Genomic DNA, 16616 nt, shown 5'->3' on the forward strand with positions numbered 1-16616 from the left:
GAAAGGGGCCTCCGAGATCGTCGCATCTCGGAGGCCCCTTCGTGCGTTCAGGACGGCACCGCCGATCCGGCGCGGATCCGCGCCCCGCCTGACGGGGCGCGGCGGAAGCCTCAGCCGTGCACCAGCACGTTGCGGAACTGCCAGGGATCGCTGGTGTCGATGTCCTCCGGGAACAGGCCCGGGCGGTCGGTGAGCGGCGTCCAGTCCGTGTACACGCCCACGACCGGGCCGAGATACGGGGTCTGGACCTCCAGGCAGCGGCGGAAGTCCATCTCGTCGGCCTCGACGATGCCGGCCTCCGGGTTCTCCAGGGCCCAAACCATGCCGGCGAGCACCGCCGAGGTCACCTGCAGGCCGGTGGCGTTCTGGTAGGGGGCGACCCGGCGGGTCTCCTCGATGGAGAGCTGCGAGCCGTACCAGTAGGCGTTCTTCTTGTGGCCGTAGACGAGCACGCCGAGCTCGTCGATGCCGTCGACGATCTCGGTCTCGTCGAGGATGTGGTGCTGCTCCTGCACCTGGGCCGCCTTGCCGAACATCTCGTGGAGCGACAGCACGGCGTCGTCGGCCGGGTGGTAGGCGTAGTGGCAGGTCGGCCGGAAGACCGGCTTATCGCCCTCGCGCACCGTGTAGTAGTCGGAGATGGAGATCGCCTCGTTGTGGGTGACGAGGAAGCCGAATTGCGACCCGGCGGTTGGCACCCAGGTGCGCACCCGCGTGTCGGCGCCCGGCTGCAGCAGGTAGATCGCGCAGCGCGACCCCTTCTCCTGCTCGCGGGCGTTGGCGGGCTTCCAGGTCTCGTGCGTCCCCCAGCCCAGCTCGGCCGGCTGGTTGCCCTCGGAGACGAAGCCCTCGACCGACCACGTGTTCACGAAGACGCCCCGCGGCTTCGGATTCTTGGCGCGCTGCGTGTCCCGCTCGGCGATGTGGACGCCCTTCACGCCCAGATCCTTCATCAGGGCGGCCCACTCGGCCTTGGTCTTCGGCTCGGGCCGCTGCAGGCCGGTATCCTGGGCGATGTTCAGGAGCGCCTGCTTGACGAACCACGAGACCATGCCGGGATTGGCGCCGCAGCACGACACGGCCGTGGTGCCGCCGGGCTTCTGCGCGCGGGCGTCGAGGATGTTCTCGCGGAGCGCGTAGTTGGTGCGGTCGCCCTGGCTCTTGGTCTTGTCGAAGTAGAAGCCCGGCCAGGGCTCGGCCACGGTGTCGATGTAGAGGGCGCCGAGTTCGCGGCAGAGCTCCATGATGGCGCGCGAGGAGGTGTCGACCGACAGGTTGACGCAGAAGCCCTGGCCGCCGCCCTCGGTGAGGAGCGGGGTGAGCACGTCGCGGTAGTTCTCCGGCGTCAGGGCCACCTTCTCGAAGCGCAGTCCGTGCTTCTCGGCGAGGGACCGATGCGTGTCGACCGGGTCGATCACGGTGAAGCGGGCGCGGTCGTACTCGAAGTGGCGCTCGATGAGCGGCAGGGTGCCGCGGCCGATCGAGCCGAAGCCGATCATCACGATGGGGCCGGTGATCCGGCCATGGATCGGGTGATGGGTCGGCTGGTCGGTCATGCGGGATATCCTCGTCTGGCGGACGCCGGGCGCGTCCGCTCATCTGCTCGCGGGCGGGTTATGGCGCGCGTGTGACAGTGCGGCGACAGGCCCGCGCCGCCGGAGCGGTGCCGGTGCGGTCCAGGGCCCGAGTCGCCGGAAACGCGCTCAATGGCGGCTTGCCCGTCGCCGGTCAACCGCGCGCCCAATACCCTTCGTTAACGCGCCCTCACCGAAATGTCGCGCGAAGTATGAATTCAGCGCATGCGTCCCCTATCATCTGCTCAGTGGCAGTCTCTTGACGCAGGCCTCATATTGCAATGCAGCAAGGCCGCGCAGAGGGCCGTAGAGTTGGGGAGCGACGAAACGCCCGGGACCTCGCACCTGGAGTCCGTCATGCTCGCGCTCATCACCGCCCGGATCCCCGGCCCCGCCGTCGAGACCGCCGATCGCGATCCCGGCTTCCTGACCCTCGTCTTCGCGGTCGCCCGCACGCTGCGCGTCGGCGCGGAGAGCGCCTTCGCCCGCCGCTGCGCGCTCGCGCGCTCGATCGGTGGCCCGAATCCTCTCTGAGACGCGCGCAACCCACCGGCGCCGCCTCCGGCGATTGCGTCGCCCCGGCTTGGGCATTAGGCGGCACTGCCGCCCAATGGCTCTCCGGGGGATCGTGACTCCATGTCGACATTTCGTGCGCTTCTGCGTCTCAGCCTGATCGCGACGTCGCTTGCGGCTGTCCCGAACCTGGCGGCGCGCGCGCAGGATGCCGAACCCGATGCCGCTCCGGCCGCCGAGGCGCCCGCGAAGCCGAAGCCCAAGCCGCGGCCGAAGCCGGCTCCCCACAAGGCGGTCAAGCCTACCGAGGCGGCGAAGCCTGAGGAGACCGCGACGCCGGCGGCCGCTGCGGCGCACGCCGTGTGGCCCGCCGGCGCCAGCACCGTCAGCGAGAGCTACGGCGACTGGACGATGACCTGCACGCGCCCGAGCGACAAGGTCACCTGCATCGTGGCCCAGTCCCAGGGCGATTCGCGGACCGGCCGGCGCAAGTTCGGCTTCGAACTGCAGACGCCCGCGAACGGTCGGGCCGAAGGGATCGTGCTGATGCCCTTCGGGCTCGCCATCGAGCCGGGCGTGACCTTCAAGCTCGACGAGCAGACCCTCGGCAAGGGCGCCCCCTACACGACCTGCAGCGCCGAGGGCTGCATCGTGGCGATCAGCTTCCCGACGCTCGCCCTCGACGGCATGCGCACCGCCAAGGCCCTCACCGTGACCGGCGAGAAGGCGGGCGGGACCGAGCCGGCCACCGTCACGGTGCCCCTGACGGGCTTCTCGCAGGCCTTCGATCGCGCCGTCGCCCTCGGCGGCTGAGCCGCGCGGCGGCCCGCGGCCTTTTCCGGTTACGGTTAAGCCAGCGTTAGCCGCGGTCGAGCAGGATCCCGCCGAGAAGTGGCGCCGCGCGCCGCGGTCCCTCGGGTGCCGCGCGCCGGGTTCGGATCGGCGAGGCGATGGGATCGGTGGGCGGGCGACCCCGGAACGGTCGAGGACGCGGCGCGCGGGTGCTGACCGCGGCGCTGGCGCTGCTCGCCCTTCTGGCAGGGATCGCGCCTGCGCTGGCCGCGCGGCTCGTCAGCACCAAGGGCAGCGAGGTCGGCACCGGGGCCGGCGGCTACGGCCGGATCGTGCTCACCTTCGACAAGCCGGTCGCGGTCAAGGCGAAGCTCGCCGGCGGCGTCCTGCTCCTGAGCTACGGCGAGCGGGTGGCGCCCGGGCCCGAGCACCTCACGGACGAGATGCCGGCCTTCATCGCCAGCGTCCGCCGCGATCCCGACGGCACGGGGCTCCGCCTCGCCCTGCAGCGCCCTTACCGGGCCAACGTCCAGTCGGCCGGCGAGCGCGTGTTCGTGGACCTGCTTCCGGAGGGGTGGTCCGGCCTCATGCCGCCGCTGCCGGCCGAGGTGATTGCCGACCTCGCCCGCCGGGCCCGGGCGGCCGAGGAGGCGCTCAGGGCGCGCACGCCGGAGCCGGTGCGCCGGGCGCTGTCGCTCGAGCTCGCGCTGCTTCCGACCCTGACGCGGCTGTCGCTGCGCCTCCCCGCGGAGGCCGTCTCCACGGTGACCGCCGAGGGATCCGTGACGCGCGTGCGGGTGATCGGCGCCTGGACGATCGATCCGAGCGGCACCCGCGGCCGTCCGCGCCCCGGAATCGCCAAGCTGGCGACGGAGACCGACACGAACTCGGCGAGTCTGCTGATCACGCCCGAGGACGGGTTCAGGATCGGCACCGAGCGCGAGGACGGCGCCATGTACGTGGACGTGGTCCGCCCCAAGCCTCCGGAGCCGGCCGCGACCGCCGTCGACGTGCCGGGTCCCGCCGCCGCGAAGCAGGCGCCGCCGCTGCCGGTCGCGCCGCGCCCGGCCCAGGTCAGTGCGCCAGTCACTGCGCCAGTCACGGCGCCCGTCGCTGCGCCAGTCACTGCGCCGGCGGTCGCGCCGCGCCCCCCCGAGCCGCCGCCGACGCGCCGGGCCGGCGGCGGCTTGCTCTTCCCGTTTCAAACCCTCCCGCCGGCGGTCCTGTTCGAGCGCGGCGGGATCGCGACGCTGGTCTTCGAGACCGCCGAGCCGGTGGTCGTCCCGCCGGCGAGCCAGGGCCTCGCGCCGATGGGCGCACCCGCCCGGACGGGGCCGCTCACGGTCGTGCGGTTCCCGGTTCCGCCGGGTCGGCTCGTCGATCTCAACGCCGTCACCACCGGGACCGGCGTGGCCTGGGAACTCTCGGCGGGCAGTGCGCTGAGTCCGAGCGACACGATCGATCCCGTCCGCAAGCCCGATCCGTCCGGCCGCATCGCCGTCACCCTGACGCTGCCGCATCCCGGATCGGCGACGTGGCTCGCCCTCGACGATGAGCGGATCGCGGTGGTCACGTCGGCCGCGCAGCGCCCCGTCGGCAATCCGAAGAACCGTCGCTTCGTCGATTTCGAGATCCTGCCGAGCCGGCACGGCCTCGCGGTGCTCGCCGGCGCCGACGATCTGGCGGTGCGGCCCGAACTCGACGGCGTCTCGATCGGCCGCGAGGGCGGACTCGCCGCGTCCATGGCGGCGCGCAAGCCGGACGTGGCGCTCGTCGACGCGGGGGCCCTCGCGATCGCGAAGGAGCCCTGGGAGCGCGCCAGGATGGGGAATGTCCGCGCGACCCTGCGCGGCCTCTTCGACGCGGCCGTCGCGGCGACGCCGACCGAGCGCGGTCCGGCCCGCTTGGCGCTGGCCCGCGCGGATCTCGCCAACGGCCTCGATTACGAGGGCCTCACCGCACTGGAGATCGCGGCCGCCGACGATCCGCTCCTGGCCATCCAGCGCGACACCGCCGTCCTGCGGGGCATCGCCCTGGTCCGGATCGGCCGGAGCGCGGAGGCGCTGAAGGCCCTCAGCGTCCCGCTCCTGAGCGACGATCGCGAGGCCGCCCTGTGGCGCGCGATGGCCTCGGCCGGGGCGGGCGACTGGAAGACGGCGGAAACGGGCTTCCTCAAGGTGCTGCCGCTGGCCGACGGCTATCCCGCGGACGTCGCGCAGACGATCCGGGCCCGGGCCGCCGAATCGGCGATCGAGAACGGCGATGCCGAGACCGCTGCCGCGCGCGCCGAGGCCGAGCGCGACCTGCCGCCCTGGATCCGCGACCGGCTGGCGATGGTCCGCGCCCGCGTGGCCGAGGCGACCGGCCAGACCGAGGCGGCCCTGGACGCCTACGCGCGCCTCGACAACTCGGCCGTCCGCCCGGTCTCGGTCGAGGCCGCGCTGAGGGGCGCGCTCCTGGCGCAGGCCTCCGGCAAGCTCGCGCCCGACGCCGCCATCGAGCGGCTGGAGCGGCTCGCCCTGACCTGGCACGGGGGCCCGGTCGAGGACGGCATCACCGCCGGTCTCGCCCGCCTCTATCTCGCCGCCGGCCGGTGGCGCGACGCTTTCACGGTGGTGCGCCGGGCCAACGTCTTCGCGCCGAACGCCCCAGCGACCGCGGCGCTGGCGCGGGACGCGCAGACGGCCTTCGAGAACCTCTACCTCACCGACAAGGGCGACAAGCTCTCCGGGATCGAGGCCGTGTCGCTTTTCTTCGATTTCCGTGAGCTGAGCCCGATCGGGCGGCGCGGCGACGAGGTGGTGCGCCGTCTGGCCGACCGCCTCGTGACCCTCGACCTCCTCGATTCGGCCGCCGACCTGCTGCAGTACCAGATCGACAACCGCCTCACCGGCCCGGCGCGATCCGCGGTGGCGGCGCGCCTCGCGACGGTCCGGCTGATGGACGACAAGCCGATGGAGGCCCTGAAGATCCTCGACGCCACCGAGCTGCCCGAGCTTCCGGGCGAACTCAAGCGCGCCCGCGGGCTGGTCCGCGCCAGGGCCCTGTCGGACCTGACCCGCACCGACCTCGCGCTGGAAACGATCGAGGACGAGAGCGGTCCGGATATCGAGCGTCTTCGCGCCGACATTTACTGGGGCGCGCGCCGCTGGCGCGAGGCCGGGGAGGCCCACGAGGCCCTGCTGGGCGATACGTGGCAGTCCGGCCAGCCGCTGGACGATCAGGCGCGCGCCGACATCGTGCGCGCCGCGATCGCCTACGATCTCGCGCACGAGGCCGTGGGCCTGGAGCGGCTGAAGGCGAAATTCTCTGAGGGGATGGCGGCGAGCCCGGACGCCCGCACCTTCGCGCTCCTGACCGGCACCGACCCGACCCGGGCACCGGGCTTCCGGGACATCGCGGCGCGCGCCACGAAGGTCCAGACGCTGTCGGCCTTCCTCGCCGAGTATCGCAAGCGCTATCCGGATGCCGCCGCGCCCGCGCGCGGTCGACCCGAGGCGCCGGGTGCAGGCGGCGAGGCGCCCGCCGCCGGTGCCCAGGGCGGACAGCAGCAGAGCAGCGCCGGGACACCCGGCGCGCCGCCCGGGTGAGCGCGGCGGTCGTCGTCGACCCGGACGCCTTCCTCGAGACCGAGCGCGGCCGCGTCTGGACGCCCGAACGGAACGCCGAGGCGTGGCGGCTGGCCCTCGCGGCGCTGCGCGCGGCGCTCGCCGCGGACTCGGTCGAGCGGCTCGTGGTCGTGTGCGGGCTGCAGGGGGCCGGCAAATCGACCTGGATCGCCCGGCAGCGGCCCCGGCTCGGCCGCGTCTACTTCGACGCCGCCTTGCCCGGCCGGCGGCACCGTGCGCCGATCCTCGCCATCGCGCGAGCCTGCGGCGTTGCCGCGGAGGCGGTTTGGATCCGCGCGCCGCTCGCGGTCGCCCTCGAGGGGAATCGGCGGCGCGCCGCCGACCGACAGGTTCCCGAAGAGAGCATCCGCTCCGTCGACCGTCTGTTCGAGCCGCCGTCGCGCGCGGAGGGCTTCGCGGCGGTCCGGATCGTCGACGCGACGTCCCGCGCCGGCTGACGGCCCGGCACGGCCGCCGTCAGCCGCCGTAGCTCTGGACCAGGGAGCCGGCCACCAGGGTCCAGCCGTCGACCAGCACGAAGAAGATCAGCTTGAACGGCAGCGCGACCGTGGCCGGCGGGACCATCATCATGCCGACCGCCATCAGCACCGAGGCGACCACGAGGTCGATGATCAGGAACGGGATGAACAGAAGGAAGCCGATCTCGAAGGCGCGGCGCAGCTCCGAGATCATGAAGGCCGGCGTGACGATCTCCAGGCCGACATCCTCGGGGCCCTTCGGTGTCGGCACCTTGGCGAGGTCGAGGAACAGCTTCAGGTCCTTCTCGCGGACGTTGCGCAGCATGAAGGTCTTGAACGGCGCCGAGGCGCGCTCGAACGCCTGCGCCTGCGTGATCCGGCCGGCGATCAGCGGCTCGATACCGGCGCTGTAGGCGGCGCGGCCGGTCGGGGCCATCACGAAGGCGGTCAGGAACAGCGCGAGGCTGACGAGCACCGCTGTCGGCGGCGCCGTCTGGGTGCCCAGCGCCGACCGCAGGATCGACAGCACGACGACGATGCGGGTGAAGGCCGTGGCCATCACCAGCACCGAGGGGGCCACCGCCAGGACGGTGATCAGCGCCACGAGCTGGAGGGCGCGCTCGGTGGTGCCGCCGGCACCGAGATCGAGGGTGACGCTCTGCGCGAGGGCCGGACCGGCGGCGAGCACTCCGCCGGCCAGCGCGACCAGTGCGGCGAGCGCGACCGGCGGCAGGCGCAGATTCGGGACCTGGCGCATCGGGCGTGTCGGCACGGGAAGGTCTCGAGTCACGGACGGTCGCAGGTGGGTGTGGCCGGGCGAACGCCGGCGCGGCGGGCCTCGAGATTCTGCCAGACGAGGAGGGCCGGCAGGCCGAGCACCACGTCGGGCACGCGGCGGGCGAGCGACAGGGCGAGGGCGGTCCCCGCGTCGATGCCGAACAGGCCGCAGACCAGCACCAGCCCGCCCTCCTGGACGCCGAGCCCGCTCGGGACCACGAAGGCGGCGGCCTTGATCGCCTGGCTCAGCGCCTCGATCACCAGAATGTCGGCCCAGCCGACATGGTCCACGCCGATGCAGGCGAGGACGACCGCGACCTCGACCGTGCCGAGCAGCCAGGCCAGGGCGTGGAGCGCGAGCGACTGGGCGAGGTGGCCCCGGCGGCCCGGAGCCCAGACCGTGTCCAGGGCGCCCTGGATCCGGCGGTTCGGCTCGGGGCGCGCCTCGGCGTCGCGCACGAAGCGCCGGCCGAGGGCGGCGAGGCGATCCTCGAGCACCCGCACGATGCCGGTCCGCTGGAGGGCGAAGAAGGCCGCCACCGCCAGCCCGGCCACGACGAGCGTCCGCAGCGTCCAGCTGGCCAGGGCGGCCGCTTCGGCGCCCTCGACCCGGCTCAGGAGGCCGGCGCCGAGGCCGGCGAACAGGGCGAGCGTTCCCACCTGAAACAGCATGTCGGCCAGCACGGAGGCGGCCGCCAGGGAGCCGGCGACGCCCCAGAAGGTGAGGAGGCGGGCGCCCAGCACGTCGCCGCCCACCGAGGCCACGGGCAGCAGCACGTTGATGCCTTCGCGGACGAAGCGCAGGATCATGCAGGCCGAAGCCGTCGCGGGCGCCAGCCCGTCGAGAATGCGCGCCCAGGCGAGGCCGCAGAGCAGGATCACCACGATCCGCACCAGCGTGACGCCGGCGAAGCCCGCCACGCCGATCCGTCCGAAGGCCGCGGCCACCGCGGCGAGATCGTTGGTCGCCACGAGCCAGACGGCGAGGCCGAGGCCGATTAGGGTGCCGAACAGCGGCAGGCGACGCAGCACGGCGTGGGCCGCCCGCCGCTTCCGGGAAACAGGGTCGCCGGTCACGGTGTGCGGGCCTCGCGTCGAGAGGCGGGCAAGAGCGCGCTCCAGGTTGTGCCGGTCAGCGGACCGGCGGCGATTCGTCGGGTGGTATCGCCGCTAGAGCGGTATTGGGGCCGAATTCGGGGACCCTGCGACGCGGCAGGACGGGATTGAGCACCGCGGCGAGCGCCTCGGCGGGCCCGGCGGCGGGATCGAGCAGGACGACCCGGCCCTCGGCCAGGCTCGCGCCGGTCGCGACCGCCACGGCGCGCTTCGGACAGGGGCCGAGGCAGCCCGATTCCACGATGCGCAACTTCCGCCGGCGTCCGCCGCCGCCGTCGCGGGCGGCCCGCTTCCCGGCCTTCTTCAGCAGCGCGCAGACGTCCCGCCCGCGCAGGCCCTGCCGCTTCGCGCATTTCGAGCAGACGACGACGATCTCGGAGAGTTTGGTCTTGGCCGTGCGGCCGGTCGGGCAGCCATCAGGGGAGCCATCCGGGGCCGCGGCACGCGGTTCTGTCATCATTCAGAGACTGTAGGACGCGATACCGACCCCGGGCTACGGCGCCCGTCGCCGCGGTGCAGCAGCCGGGCGGCGGGCGGGCTGGGCGCCATAAAAAGGGCCTAAAAGAACGGGATTCCGGTAACCGCGCACGGGCCGCCCCTCGGCCGGCGCCGCGGCAGCGGAACCGGCGCAGACCCAGGAACAAAGAGCGGATGAGCTTCGACGACGTCAAGGACGACACGCGCGAAGGCGAGATCGTGACGTTCGCCGCTCCGACCATGACGGAGCTGCGGCGCAGCGCGGAGACGATCCGGCCGGTGCCGGAGAAGCGGACTGCCCGGGCCCTCGTGGCGACCGTGCGGCAGCGCCTCGACTGGAGCCGTCTGCCGGGCCTGCGTCCCCGCGAGGAGGACACCTCGACCTACGGCGCGCGGATCATCCGCCGCGTCGGCCTGTTCGTGCTCCTGCCGACCCTGGTGGTCGGCCTGTACCTGTTCGCGTTCGCGTCCAATCAGTACGTCGCGGAAGCCCAGTTCGCGGTCCGCGGCAACGTCGAGCCGATGGAGAACATCTCGCTCGGCCAGTACACGAACCTCATCCAGAAGCACAACAGCCAGGACAGCTTCATCGTCCGCGACTACATCAACAGCCAGACGCTCGTCGAGGCGCTGGAGAAGAGTATCGGCATCTCCAAGATGTTCTCGCGGTCCGAGGCGGATTTCTGGGCCCGCTTCGACCCCAGTGATCCGATCGAGGACCTGACCAAATACTGGCGCAAGCACGTCGAGGCGCATATCGACTCGATCTCGGGCGTGATCCGCCTGTCCGTGCGCGCCTTCACGCCGGAGGACGCCCTGACCATCGCCCAGGCGGTGGTGTCGCGCTCCGAGGCGCTGATCAACGACATCTCCAAGCGCGCCCAGGCCGACATGGTCGCCCAGGCCGAGGCCGACGCGAAGGTCGCCCAGGACCGGCTGCGCAAGGCGCACGTGGCGCTGCAGGCATTCCGCAATCAGTGGGGTGTGATCGATCCGATCAAGACCGCCGAGGGCACGCTGACCACGCTGACCCTGCTGCGGAAGGACAAGCTCAAGGCCGAGAACGACCTGCAGGTCCTGCGCGGCTCCAGCCTCGACGAGCGCTCGCGCTCGATCCAGACGCTGGTGGCCAACATCGCGGCCATCGACCAGCAGATGAAGTCGCTTCAGGACGAGCTGACGAGCGCCAACGCCGCCGCCGGCGGCCAGAACATGACCGAGGCGCTGCTCCAGTACGAGGGCCTGCTGGTCGAGCGGACCATCGCCGAGAAGCTGGAGGAATCGGCCCACAGCCTGCTCGACCGGGCGCGCATCTCGGCGAGCAAGCAGCACATCTTCCTGGCCACGTTCGTGCCGCCGGTCCTGCCGACCGACAGCCTCTATCCCGAGCGGGGCCACTCCCTCCTGGTGTCGTTCTTCTGCTTCCTGGTGATCTGGAGCTCGTCCGCGCTGCTGATCGCCGGCATCCGCGACCAGAGGATGTAGCGGCATCCGCGGCTCCCGGGATCTGGATCCCGGGCCGCGCGATCTGTAGAGGGAGGCGGCCCGGCCAACCGGGCGCACCTGGATGAGCGAAGTCTAACGGTCCATGTCGGATTTCTCCGATCTCGTCGCGAAGGCGATCCAGCCGTCGATGACCCGTGAGGAGCGCGAGGCGGTCTACACGGTCGTGCGGCAGGCCGTGCTCCGGCTGCAGGAGCGGGAGGCGTTCCCGCCGGACGACCCGCGGGTCGCCCTCCAGCGCCACCTCGTCGAGGAGACGATCCGCGACGTCGAGGGCGACGTCGCCCGCTACGAATCCCTGCGCAAGCTCGACGCGGCTTTCGCGGCCCAGGCCGAGGCCCACAAGGCGGCCCAGAGCGGGCGGCGCTAGGGCGTCACCGCCGGTCCGCCCCCGTCACGGCACGGGTAAGCCCGGCCCTTCACATCCGTGACGTTCGCCGTCGTCCGGCGCGTCCGCGCCGGGGCCGCTCCGTGGATGCGCGTCAGCCGCAGGCGACGCTCGCCCGGACGCTGCCGGGCTCGGCCACGTCGAGGCCCGCCGACACGTACTCGTTGAGCTTGTTGCGCAGGGTCCGGATCGAGATGCCGAGGATCTTGGCCGCGTGGGTCCGGTTACCGAGGCAGTGGTCCAGCGTGTCGAGGATCAGGTCGCACTCGACCTGCGCCACGGTCCGGCCCACCAGCCCGCGGGTGGCGGCCTCGGCGACCTGGGCGGCGCGCGCGGCCGGCCCCTCGACCGCGAAGGTCTCGCCCTCGGGCGACAGGATCGCCTCCGGGCCGATCGCGTCGCCCGAGGCGAGCAGCACCGCCCGGTGCAGGGTGTTCTCCAACTCGCGCACGTTGCCGCGCCACGGGTTCCGCAGCACGAGCGCCCGGGCCTCCGCGGAGAGCGGGCGGACCGGCATCCCGTTCACCGCGGCGTATTTGCGGGCGAAGTGGGTGGCGAGTTCGAGGATGTCGGCCGGGCGCTCGCGCAGCGGCGGGAGCCGCAGGCCGACGACGTTGAGCCGGTAGAGCAGGTCCTCCCGGAACGTGCCCTTGCGGACCTCCTCGGCGAGGTTGCGGTTCGAGGTGGCGAGCACGCGGATGTCGACCCGCACCGGGGCGGTCCCGCCGACCCGGTCAATGACCCGCTCCTGCAGGGCGCGCAGCAGCTTCGCCTGCAGGCGCACGTCCATCTCGGAGATCTCGTCGAGGAGCAGCGTGCCGCCGTTGGCCTCCTCGAACCGGCCGATGCGCCGGGCGACCGCGCCGGTGAACGCGCCCTTCTCGTGGCCGAACAGCTCGGATTCGAGCAGGGCCTCGGGGATCGCCGCGCAGTTCACCGAGACGAAGGGCTTGCCCGCCCGGTTGGACTTCTGGTGGACGTGCCGGGCCAGCACCTCCTTGCCGGTGCCGCTCTCGCCGGTGATCAGCACCGAGGCCTCGGAGCGGGCGACCTGCTCGGCGAGCTTGACCACCCGCTCCATGGACGGGTCGCGCCAGACGAAGGCGGCGCGGTCGGTGGCGACCGCCTCCAGCACCGCCGCGATCATCTCGGGATCGGGCGGGAGCGGGATGTACTCCTTGGCGCCCGCCCGGATCGCCGCCACGGCGGCCGAGGCGTCCGCCGAGACGCCGCAGGCGACCACCGGCGTGCGGATCCGCTCTCCCTCCAGCGCGGTGACGAGGTCGCGGATCGGTAGACCCACGTCGATCATGATGAGATCGGCGCCCCGCGCGCGCAGGACGGTGAGGCCCTGCGGCACGGCGTCGGCCTGCGTGACGGCGGCGCCGCGCTGCATCGCGATCTTCGAGGCGGTGATCAGCTCGCCGTTGAGCCGCCCGATCATCAGGAGCCGCATGGTTCGTCCCTCTCAAAACCCGCGCGCGGACAGCACACCGGCGTCCGCGGCTGAAAATCACTCACCCTTGACGATCTCGGTCATCGTCACGCCGAGCCGGTCCTCGACGAGGACGACCTCGCCGCGGGCCACCAGCCGGTTGTTGACGAACACGTCGATCGCCTCGCCGACCTTCCGGTCGAGTTCGAGCACCGCGCCGGGCGCGAGCCGGAGCAGGTCGCCGATCGGCATCCGGGCGGAGCCGAGCACCGCCGAGACCATCACGGGCACGTCGAAGAGCTGCTCCAGGTCGGCCGCGGTCTTCGGGGTGGTGGGCGCGTCGCGGATCGAGCCCGCGGCGTAGTCGGTGTCGTGCTCGCCGAGCTGGGGCAGGCTGAAATCGTCGGACATCAGGATCTCCTCACGGGCCCGTCGGCAGGCCGAGGGCGTCGAGCACCGCCGCCTCGATGCGGGCGCGCTCCCGAACGATGCCGCCGTCCGCCCACTCGATGCGGGCGTCGCCCGCCGCCATGTCGGGGTCGCCCAGCACCACGAGCCGGCCCTCGTAGCCGCGCTCGCGCGCGAGGCGCTTCACCAGGGTCTCGGCCTCCTCGACCAAGCCGTCGTGCACCCGCACCACCAAGTGCGGCACGCCGCGCAGGTGCTGGAGCGCCGTCCGGGCCGCCTCGCCGATGCCGGCGAGCGGGGCGGCGTCGAGGGCGTCGCCCGCGACCTTGCGGGCGATCAGCATCGCCACCTCGACCGCCTGCGCCTCGCGCTCGGCGTCGCGCGCGTCGGCCTGGGCGATCAGGCCCGCGGCGGCGAGCGCCAAGCGGGTCATGGCGTCGGCGAGCCGGCCCTGGACCTGCGCCTCGGCCTGGACCCGGCCCTCCTGCATGCCGCGGGCATGGGCCTCGGCCTCGGAGCGGGCCGCGGTCTCGGCGGCGCGCAGGGCCTCGGCGCTGGGGCGGCCGCTGCGGAAGTCGGTCTCGAACAGGAACGGCTTCGCGCTCCGGGCGGATTGGGCGCTCAATAGACCAGCTCCTCCTCGGCGCTATTCTTGGCGATCATGATCTCGCCCTTCTCGGCGAGGTCCTTGGCGATCTCGGTCATCTTGGCCTGCGCCTCATCCACTTCCTTGAGGCGGACCGGCCCGAGCGAGGCCATCTCGTCCGTGAGGTTCTTGGCCGCGCGGGTCGACATCTGCCTCAGGAAGAAGCCGCGGGTCGGCTCGTTGGCGCCCTTGAGCGCGCGGCACAGGGTCTCGTTGTCGATGCTGCGCAGCAGGGTCTGGACGCTGCCCGGATCGAGTTTCAGCAGGTCCTCGAAGGTGAACATCAGCTCGCGGATCCGCTTGGCCGAGCCGCGGTTCGCCTGGTCGAGCGCGGCGAGGAAGCGGCCCTCCGTCTGCCGGTCGAAGGCGTTGAACACGTCGGCCATCATCTCGTGGGCGTCGCGGCGCTGGGTCTGGGCGATGGTCGACACGAACTCGACCCGCAGCGTCTCCTCGATGTGGCGCAGCGCCTCCTTCTGCACCGTCTCCATGCGCAGCATCCGGTTGAGGACGTCGATGGCGAAGTCCTCCGGCAGGATGGTGAGCACCTTCGCCGCGTAGTCGGCGCGCACCCGCGACAGCACCACCGCCACGGTCTGCGGGTACTCGTTGCGCAGGAACGACGCGAGGATCTCCGGGTCGACCTGGGCGATCGAGGCCCAGACGCGCTTGCCCGACGCGCCCTTGATCTCCGCCATGATCAGCGAGACCTGATCGCTGGGGAAGATCTTGAGGAGCAGCGCCTCGGTCCGCTCGAAGTTCGACGAGATGCCGCCGCTGTTGCCGAGCTTGGTCACGAACTCGATGATCAGCTTCTCAACGGTCTGCGCCTCCAGCGTGCCGAGCTGGACCATGGCGGCGCTGACCTTCTTGATCTCCTCCTCCTCGAGCATCTGCCAGATCGGGGCGCCTTCCTCTTCCCCGAGCATCAGCAGGAGCGCGGCGGCGCGCTGCGGCCCGGGCATCGACGCGAACGAATCGCCGCCCGCCGTCGCCAGCGTGTTGGCCAGACCCAGTGCCGCACCTGCCGCCATCGTGTTGCCCTCGACGCCCTACGCTTCACTCTTCCTGGATCCAGGTGCGCAGCACCTCGACGGTCTCGGACGGGCTCGCCCGGACCATGTCGACCACGCGCTGGACCGTCTCGGCCTGGACCTGGCCGTTGATCTTGGCGAACTCCATCAGCCGCGCGGTCGGGTTGTCGCGGTCGATGACCGTCACGGTCTGGCCCGGACCCGCGACCGCGGCGGCGTCGCCGGGGAGCGCGATTCCGGACGCCGTCAGGACCGGGGCCTCTGGGACCGGCGCGAGCACCTGGCGCACCAGGGGGCGGACCACCGTGAGCAGGACGATGAGCGTCAGCAGCGCCAGGACGGCGAGCTCGGCCATGCGCAGCACGTCCTCCTTGGTGGGGGCGAGCAGCGACTGGATCAGCGTGGGCTCGGTGAATTGCGGCACGCTCGGCGCCTCCGCGAAGCGCAGGTTCACCACCTCGATCTGGTCGCCGCGGGCCTTGTCGAAGCCGACGGCGCCGCGCACCAGCGCGGTGATCCTCTCGATCTCGGCGGGCGTGCGCGGGCTGTAAGTCTGCTTGCCGTCGGGGGCGGTGGCGTAGACGCCGTCGAGCACCACGGCGACCGACAGGCGCTTGATCCGGCCGCTCTCGGCGATCTCGGTCTTGGTGACCCGCGAGATCTCGTAGTTGGTGGTTTCCTCGTTCTTGTTGGTCGCGTCCTTGGGCGTCGGCGTCTTGTCGCCGCCATTGGCGCCGGGCAACTCGTTGCCGACGCTGACCTGTCCCTCAGCATTGCCGGTGACCGCCGATTCGGTGCGGGTCTGGGCGGAGCGCACGACCCGGCTCTCGGGATCGAAGGTCTCGGAGCGGCTCTCGACCCGGTTGAGGTCGAGTTCCGCGTTGACCTGGACGCGGGCCCGGCCCGGGCCGACGATGCCGGCGACGACGTCCTCGATCTGGCCGCGCAGGCGCCGTTCGAGGCCGACCTGCCGGTCCTCGAACCCGCCGGCGACGTCGGCCGCGGCGTCCCGGGCGCCGTCGGCCAGAAGCCGGCCGCGCTCATCGACGATCGAGATCCGTTCGGGCTTGAGGCCCTCCACCGCGGAGGCCACGAGATGGCGGATCGCCCGGACCTGCCCGGAATCGAGATCGCCCATCAGCTTCAGCACGATCGCCGCGCTCGGGCTCTCCCGGTCCCGCTCGAACAGGCGGCGCTCCGGCAGCACGAGATGGACGCGGGCCGCCTGGACCCGCCCGATCGCCCGGATCGAGCGCGCCAGTTCGCCCTCCAGGGCGCGCAGGTGGTTCACGTTCTGAACGAAGTTGGTGGACGAGAACGCGTCGCCCTTGTCGAAGATCTCGTAGCCGACGCCGCCCTGGGTCGGCAGGCCCTTGCCGGCGAGGTCCATGCGCAGCTTGGCGAGGTCCGGGCGGGGGGCCAGGATCGTCTGCCCGGCATCGCCCCGCGTCTCGTAGCGGATGCCGCGGCTGTCCAGCTCCCGGACCACGGAGGCCGAGTCCTGCATCGACAGGTCGGAGAACAGCACGCCCATGTCGGGGCGCGAGACCCGCAGGATGATGAAGGCGAAGAAGCCGATGAGCGTCAGCGTCACCGCCGCCATGGCGGCGATTCGGGCCGGTCCGAACTTCGTGACGAGATCGAGAACCGGCTTCACGGGAGGATTCGCTGCCCTCTAACGCTGGCGGACCCCGGCGGCCCGCTCGGCAGAAATTGCCCAGGTCGTGGTTAGCGGGTCGTTAATGCGGGGGCGTCCCGCGGGCTCGGATGCGGGCGCCGGAACGACCGAAGCCGCGCCCGGGGTCCGGACGCGGCTTCGTGAGTCCTCGGATTCGACCGGGCCAGCCCCTCGGCGCCGTCTGAGGT

Annotated in this window: 15 protein-coding genes; 6 read left to right on the plus strand and 9 right to left on the minus strand. The window is 72.2% G+C overall.

Annotation, left to right across the window (positions count from 1 at the left end; genetic code table 11):
- Positions 1-110: 110 nt before the first annotated feature.
- Positions 111-1556, minus strand: a complete 1446-nt coding sequence (locus tag C4T42_RS02045; RefSeq protein ID WP_103984658.1) for a saccharopine dehydrogenase NADP-binding domain-containing protein — start codon at positions 1554-1556, stop codon at positions 111-113.
- Positions 1557-1931: 375 nt separating this feature from the next.
- On the opposite strand from C4T42_RS02045, the gene C4T42_RS31835 reads away from it, so the two are divergent.
- The 4 genes from C4T42_RS31835 (at position 1932) to C4T42_RS02060 (ending at position 6945) form a co-directional block, all read left to right on the plus strand.
- Positions 1932-2108, plus strand: coding sequence for a hypothetical protein (locus C4T42_RS31835; protein ID WP_020090845.1), 177 nt, complete (start codon positions 1932-1934; stop codon positions 2106-2108).
- Between the two features lie 102 nt (positions 2109-2210).
- Entirely contained in the window at positions 2211-2900 is a 690-nt protein-coding gene (locus C4T42_RS02050; protein ID WP_091926500.1) for an invasion associated locus B family protein, read from the plus strand.
- Positions 2901-3088: 188 nt separating this feature from the next.
- On the plus strand, positions 3089-6469 hold the full coding sequence (locus tag C4T42_RS02055; RefSeq protein WP_020090843.1) for a hypothetical protein: 3381 nt from the start codon (positions 3089-3091) through the stop codon (positions 6467-6469).
- Positions 6466-6945, plus strand: coding sequence for an AAA family ATPase (locus C4T42_RS02060; protein WP_020090842.1), 480 nt, complete (start codon positions 6466-6468; stop codon positions 6943-6945). Before C4T42_RS02055 ends, C4T42_RS02060 begins: the two co-directional genes overlap by 4 nt.
- Positions 6946-6964: 19 nt before the next feature.
- On the opposite strand, the gene fliP is transcribed toward C4T42_RS02060, so the two are convergent.
- From fliP to C4T42_RS02075, 3 genes are read right to left on the minus strand one after another with little or no spacing between them, the layout of a single operon-like run.
- Positions 6965-7723 (minus strand): flagellar type III secretion system pore protein FliP, encoded by a 759-nt coding sequence (gene fliP, locus C4T42_RS02065; RefSeq protein WP_020090841.1) that lies wholly within the window; start codon positions 7721-7723, stop codon positions 6965-6967.
- 29 nt (positions 7724-7752) lie between these two features.
- The gene (locus C4T42_RS02070; protein ID WP_026604566.1) at positions 7753-8820 is read right to left on the minus strand and encodes a lysylphosphatidylglycerol synthase domain-containing protein; all 1068 of its coding nucleotides are present in this window, start codon (positions 8818-8820) and stop codon (positions 7753-7755) included.
- A gap of 55 nt (positions 8821-8875) precedes the next feature.
- A complete protein-coding gene (locus tag C4T42_RS02075; protein WP_026604565.1) occupies positions 8876-9319 on the minus strand; it encodes a hypothetical protein in 444 nt (147 codons plus the stop codon).
- A 191-nt stretch (positions 9320-9510) separates the two neighbouring features.
- Between C4T42_RS02075 and C4T42_RS02080 the strand changes: the two genes are divergently transcribed.
- Together C4T42_RS02080 and C4T42_RS02085 are read left to right on the plus strand one after the other, a co-directional pair.
- The gene (locus C4T42_RS02080) at positions 9511-10821 is read left to right on the plus strand and encodes a capsule polysaccharide transporter (protein WP_020090838.1); all 1311 of its coding nucleotides are present in this window, start codon (positions 9511-9513) and stop codon (positions 10819-10821) included.
- Positions 10822-10924: 103 nt separating this feature from the next.
- Positions 10925-11209, plus strand: a complete 285-nt coding sequence (locus C4T42_RS02085) for a hypothetical protein (protein ID WP_020090837.1) — start codon at positions 10925-10927, stop codon at positions 11207-11209.
- Between the two features lie 112 nt (positions 11210-11321).
- Here C4T42_RS02085 and C4T42_RS02090 read toward each other — a convergent pair whose 3' ends face one another.
- Genes C4T42_RS02090 through fliF form a run of 5 tightly spaced genes read right to left on the minus strand, consistent with a single transcriptional unit; the run spans position 11322 to position 16407 of the window.
- Entirely contained in the window at positions 11322-12683 is a 1362-nt protein-coding gene (locus C4T42_RS02090; RefSeq protein ID WP_020090836.1) for a sigma-54 dependent transcriptional regulator, read from the minus strand.
- A 57-nt stretch (positions 12684-12740) separates the two neighbouring features.
- Positions 12741-13073: a flagellar motor switch protein FliN gene (gene fliN / locus C4T42_RS02095; RefSeq protein ID WP_012321962.1), complete on the minus strand. Its 333-nt coding sequence runs from the start codon at positions 13071-13073 to the stop codon at positions 12741-12743.
- A 10-nt stretch (positions 13074-13083) separates the two neighbouring features.
- Complete coding sequence (locus C4T42_RS02100) at positions 13084-13695, minus strand: FliH/SctL family protein (RefSeq protein ID WP_020090835.1); 612 nt, start codon at positions 13693-13695, stop codon at positions 13084-13086.
- Complete coding sequence (gene fliG / locus C4T42_RS02105) at positions 13692-14750, minus strand: flagellar motor switch protein FliG (RefSeq protein ID WP_020090834.1); 1059 nt, start codon at positions 14748-14750, stop codon at positions 13692-13694. The genes C4T42_RS02100 and fliG overlap by 4 nt, the downstream gene beginning before the upstream one ends.
- A gap of 25 nt (positions 14751-14775) precedes the next feature.
- The gene (gene fliF / locus C4T42_RS02110) at positions 14776-16407 is read right to left on the minus strand and encodes a flagellar basal-body MS-ring/collar protein FliF (protein ID WP_020090833.1); all 1632 of its coding nucleotides are present in this window, start codon (positions 16405-16407) and stop codon (positions 14776-14778) included.
- Positions 16408-16616 lie beyond the last annotated feature (209 nt).

This window comes from Methylobacterium sp. 190mf (assembly GCF_900107945.1).
Taxonomy (GTDB): Bacteria; Pseudomonadota; Alphaproteobacteria; order Rhizobiales; family Beijerinckiaceae; genus Methylobacterium.

What these genes read in the sequence shown, in the direction of transcription:
- C4T42_RS02045 (WP_103984658.1), bottom strand. Translation starts at nt 1,556, where the DNA reads ATGACCGACCAGCCGACCCATCACCCGATCCATGGCCGGATCACCGGC.
- C4T42_RS31835 (WP_020090845.1), top strand. Translation starts at nt 1,932, where the DNA reads ATGCTCGCGCTCATCACCGCCCGGATCCCCGGCCCCGCCGTCGAGACC.
- C4T42_RS02050 (WP_091926500.1), top strand. Translation starts at nt 2,211, where the DNA reads ATGTCGACATTTCGTGCGCTTCTGCGTCTCAGCCTGATCGCGACGTCG.
- fliP (WP_020090841.1), bottom strand. Translation starts at nt 7,723, where the DNA reads ATGCGCCAGGTCCCGAATCTGCGCCTGCCGCCGGTCGCGCTCGCCGCA.
- C4T42_RS02075 (WP_026604565.1), bottom strand. Translation starts at nt 9,319, where the DNA reads ATGATGACAGAACCGCGTGCCGCGGCCCCGGATGGCTCCCCTGATGGC.
- C4T42_RS02080 (WP_020090838.1), top strand. Translation starts at nt 9,511, where the DNA reads ATGAGCTTCGACGACGTCAAGGACGACACGCGCGAAGGCGAGATCGTG.
- C4T42_RS02085 (WP_020090837.1), top strand. Translation starts at nt 10,925, where the DNA reads ATGTCGGATTTCTCCGATCTCGTCGCGAAGGCGATCCAGCCGTCGATG.
- C4T42_RS02090 (WP_020090836.1), bottom strand. Translation starts at nt 12,683, where the DNA reads ATGCGGCTCCTGATGATCGGGCGGCTCAACGGCGAGCTGATCACCGCC.
- fliN (WP_012321962.1), bottom strand. Translation starts at nt 13,073, where the DNA reads ATGTCCGACGATTTCAGCCTGCCCCAGCTCGGCGAGCACGACACCGAC.
- fliG (WP_020090834.1), bottom strand. Translation starts at nt 14,750, where the DNA reads ATGGCGGCAGGTGCGGCACTGGGTCTGGCCAACACGCTGGCGACGGCG.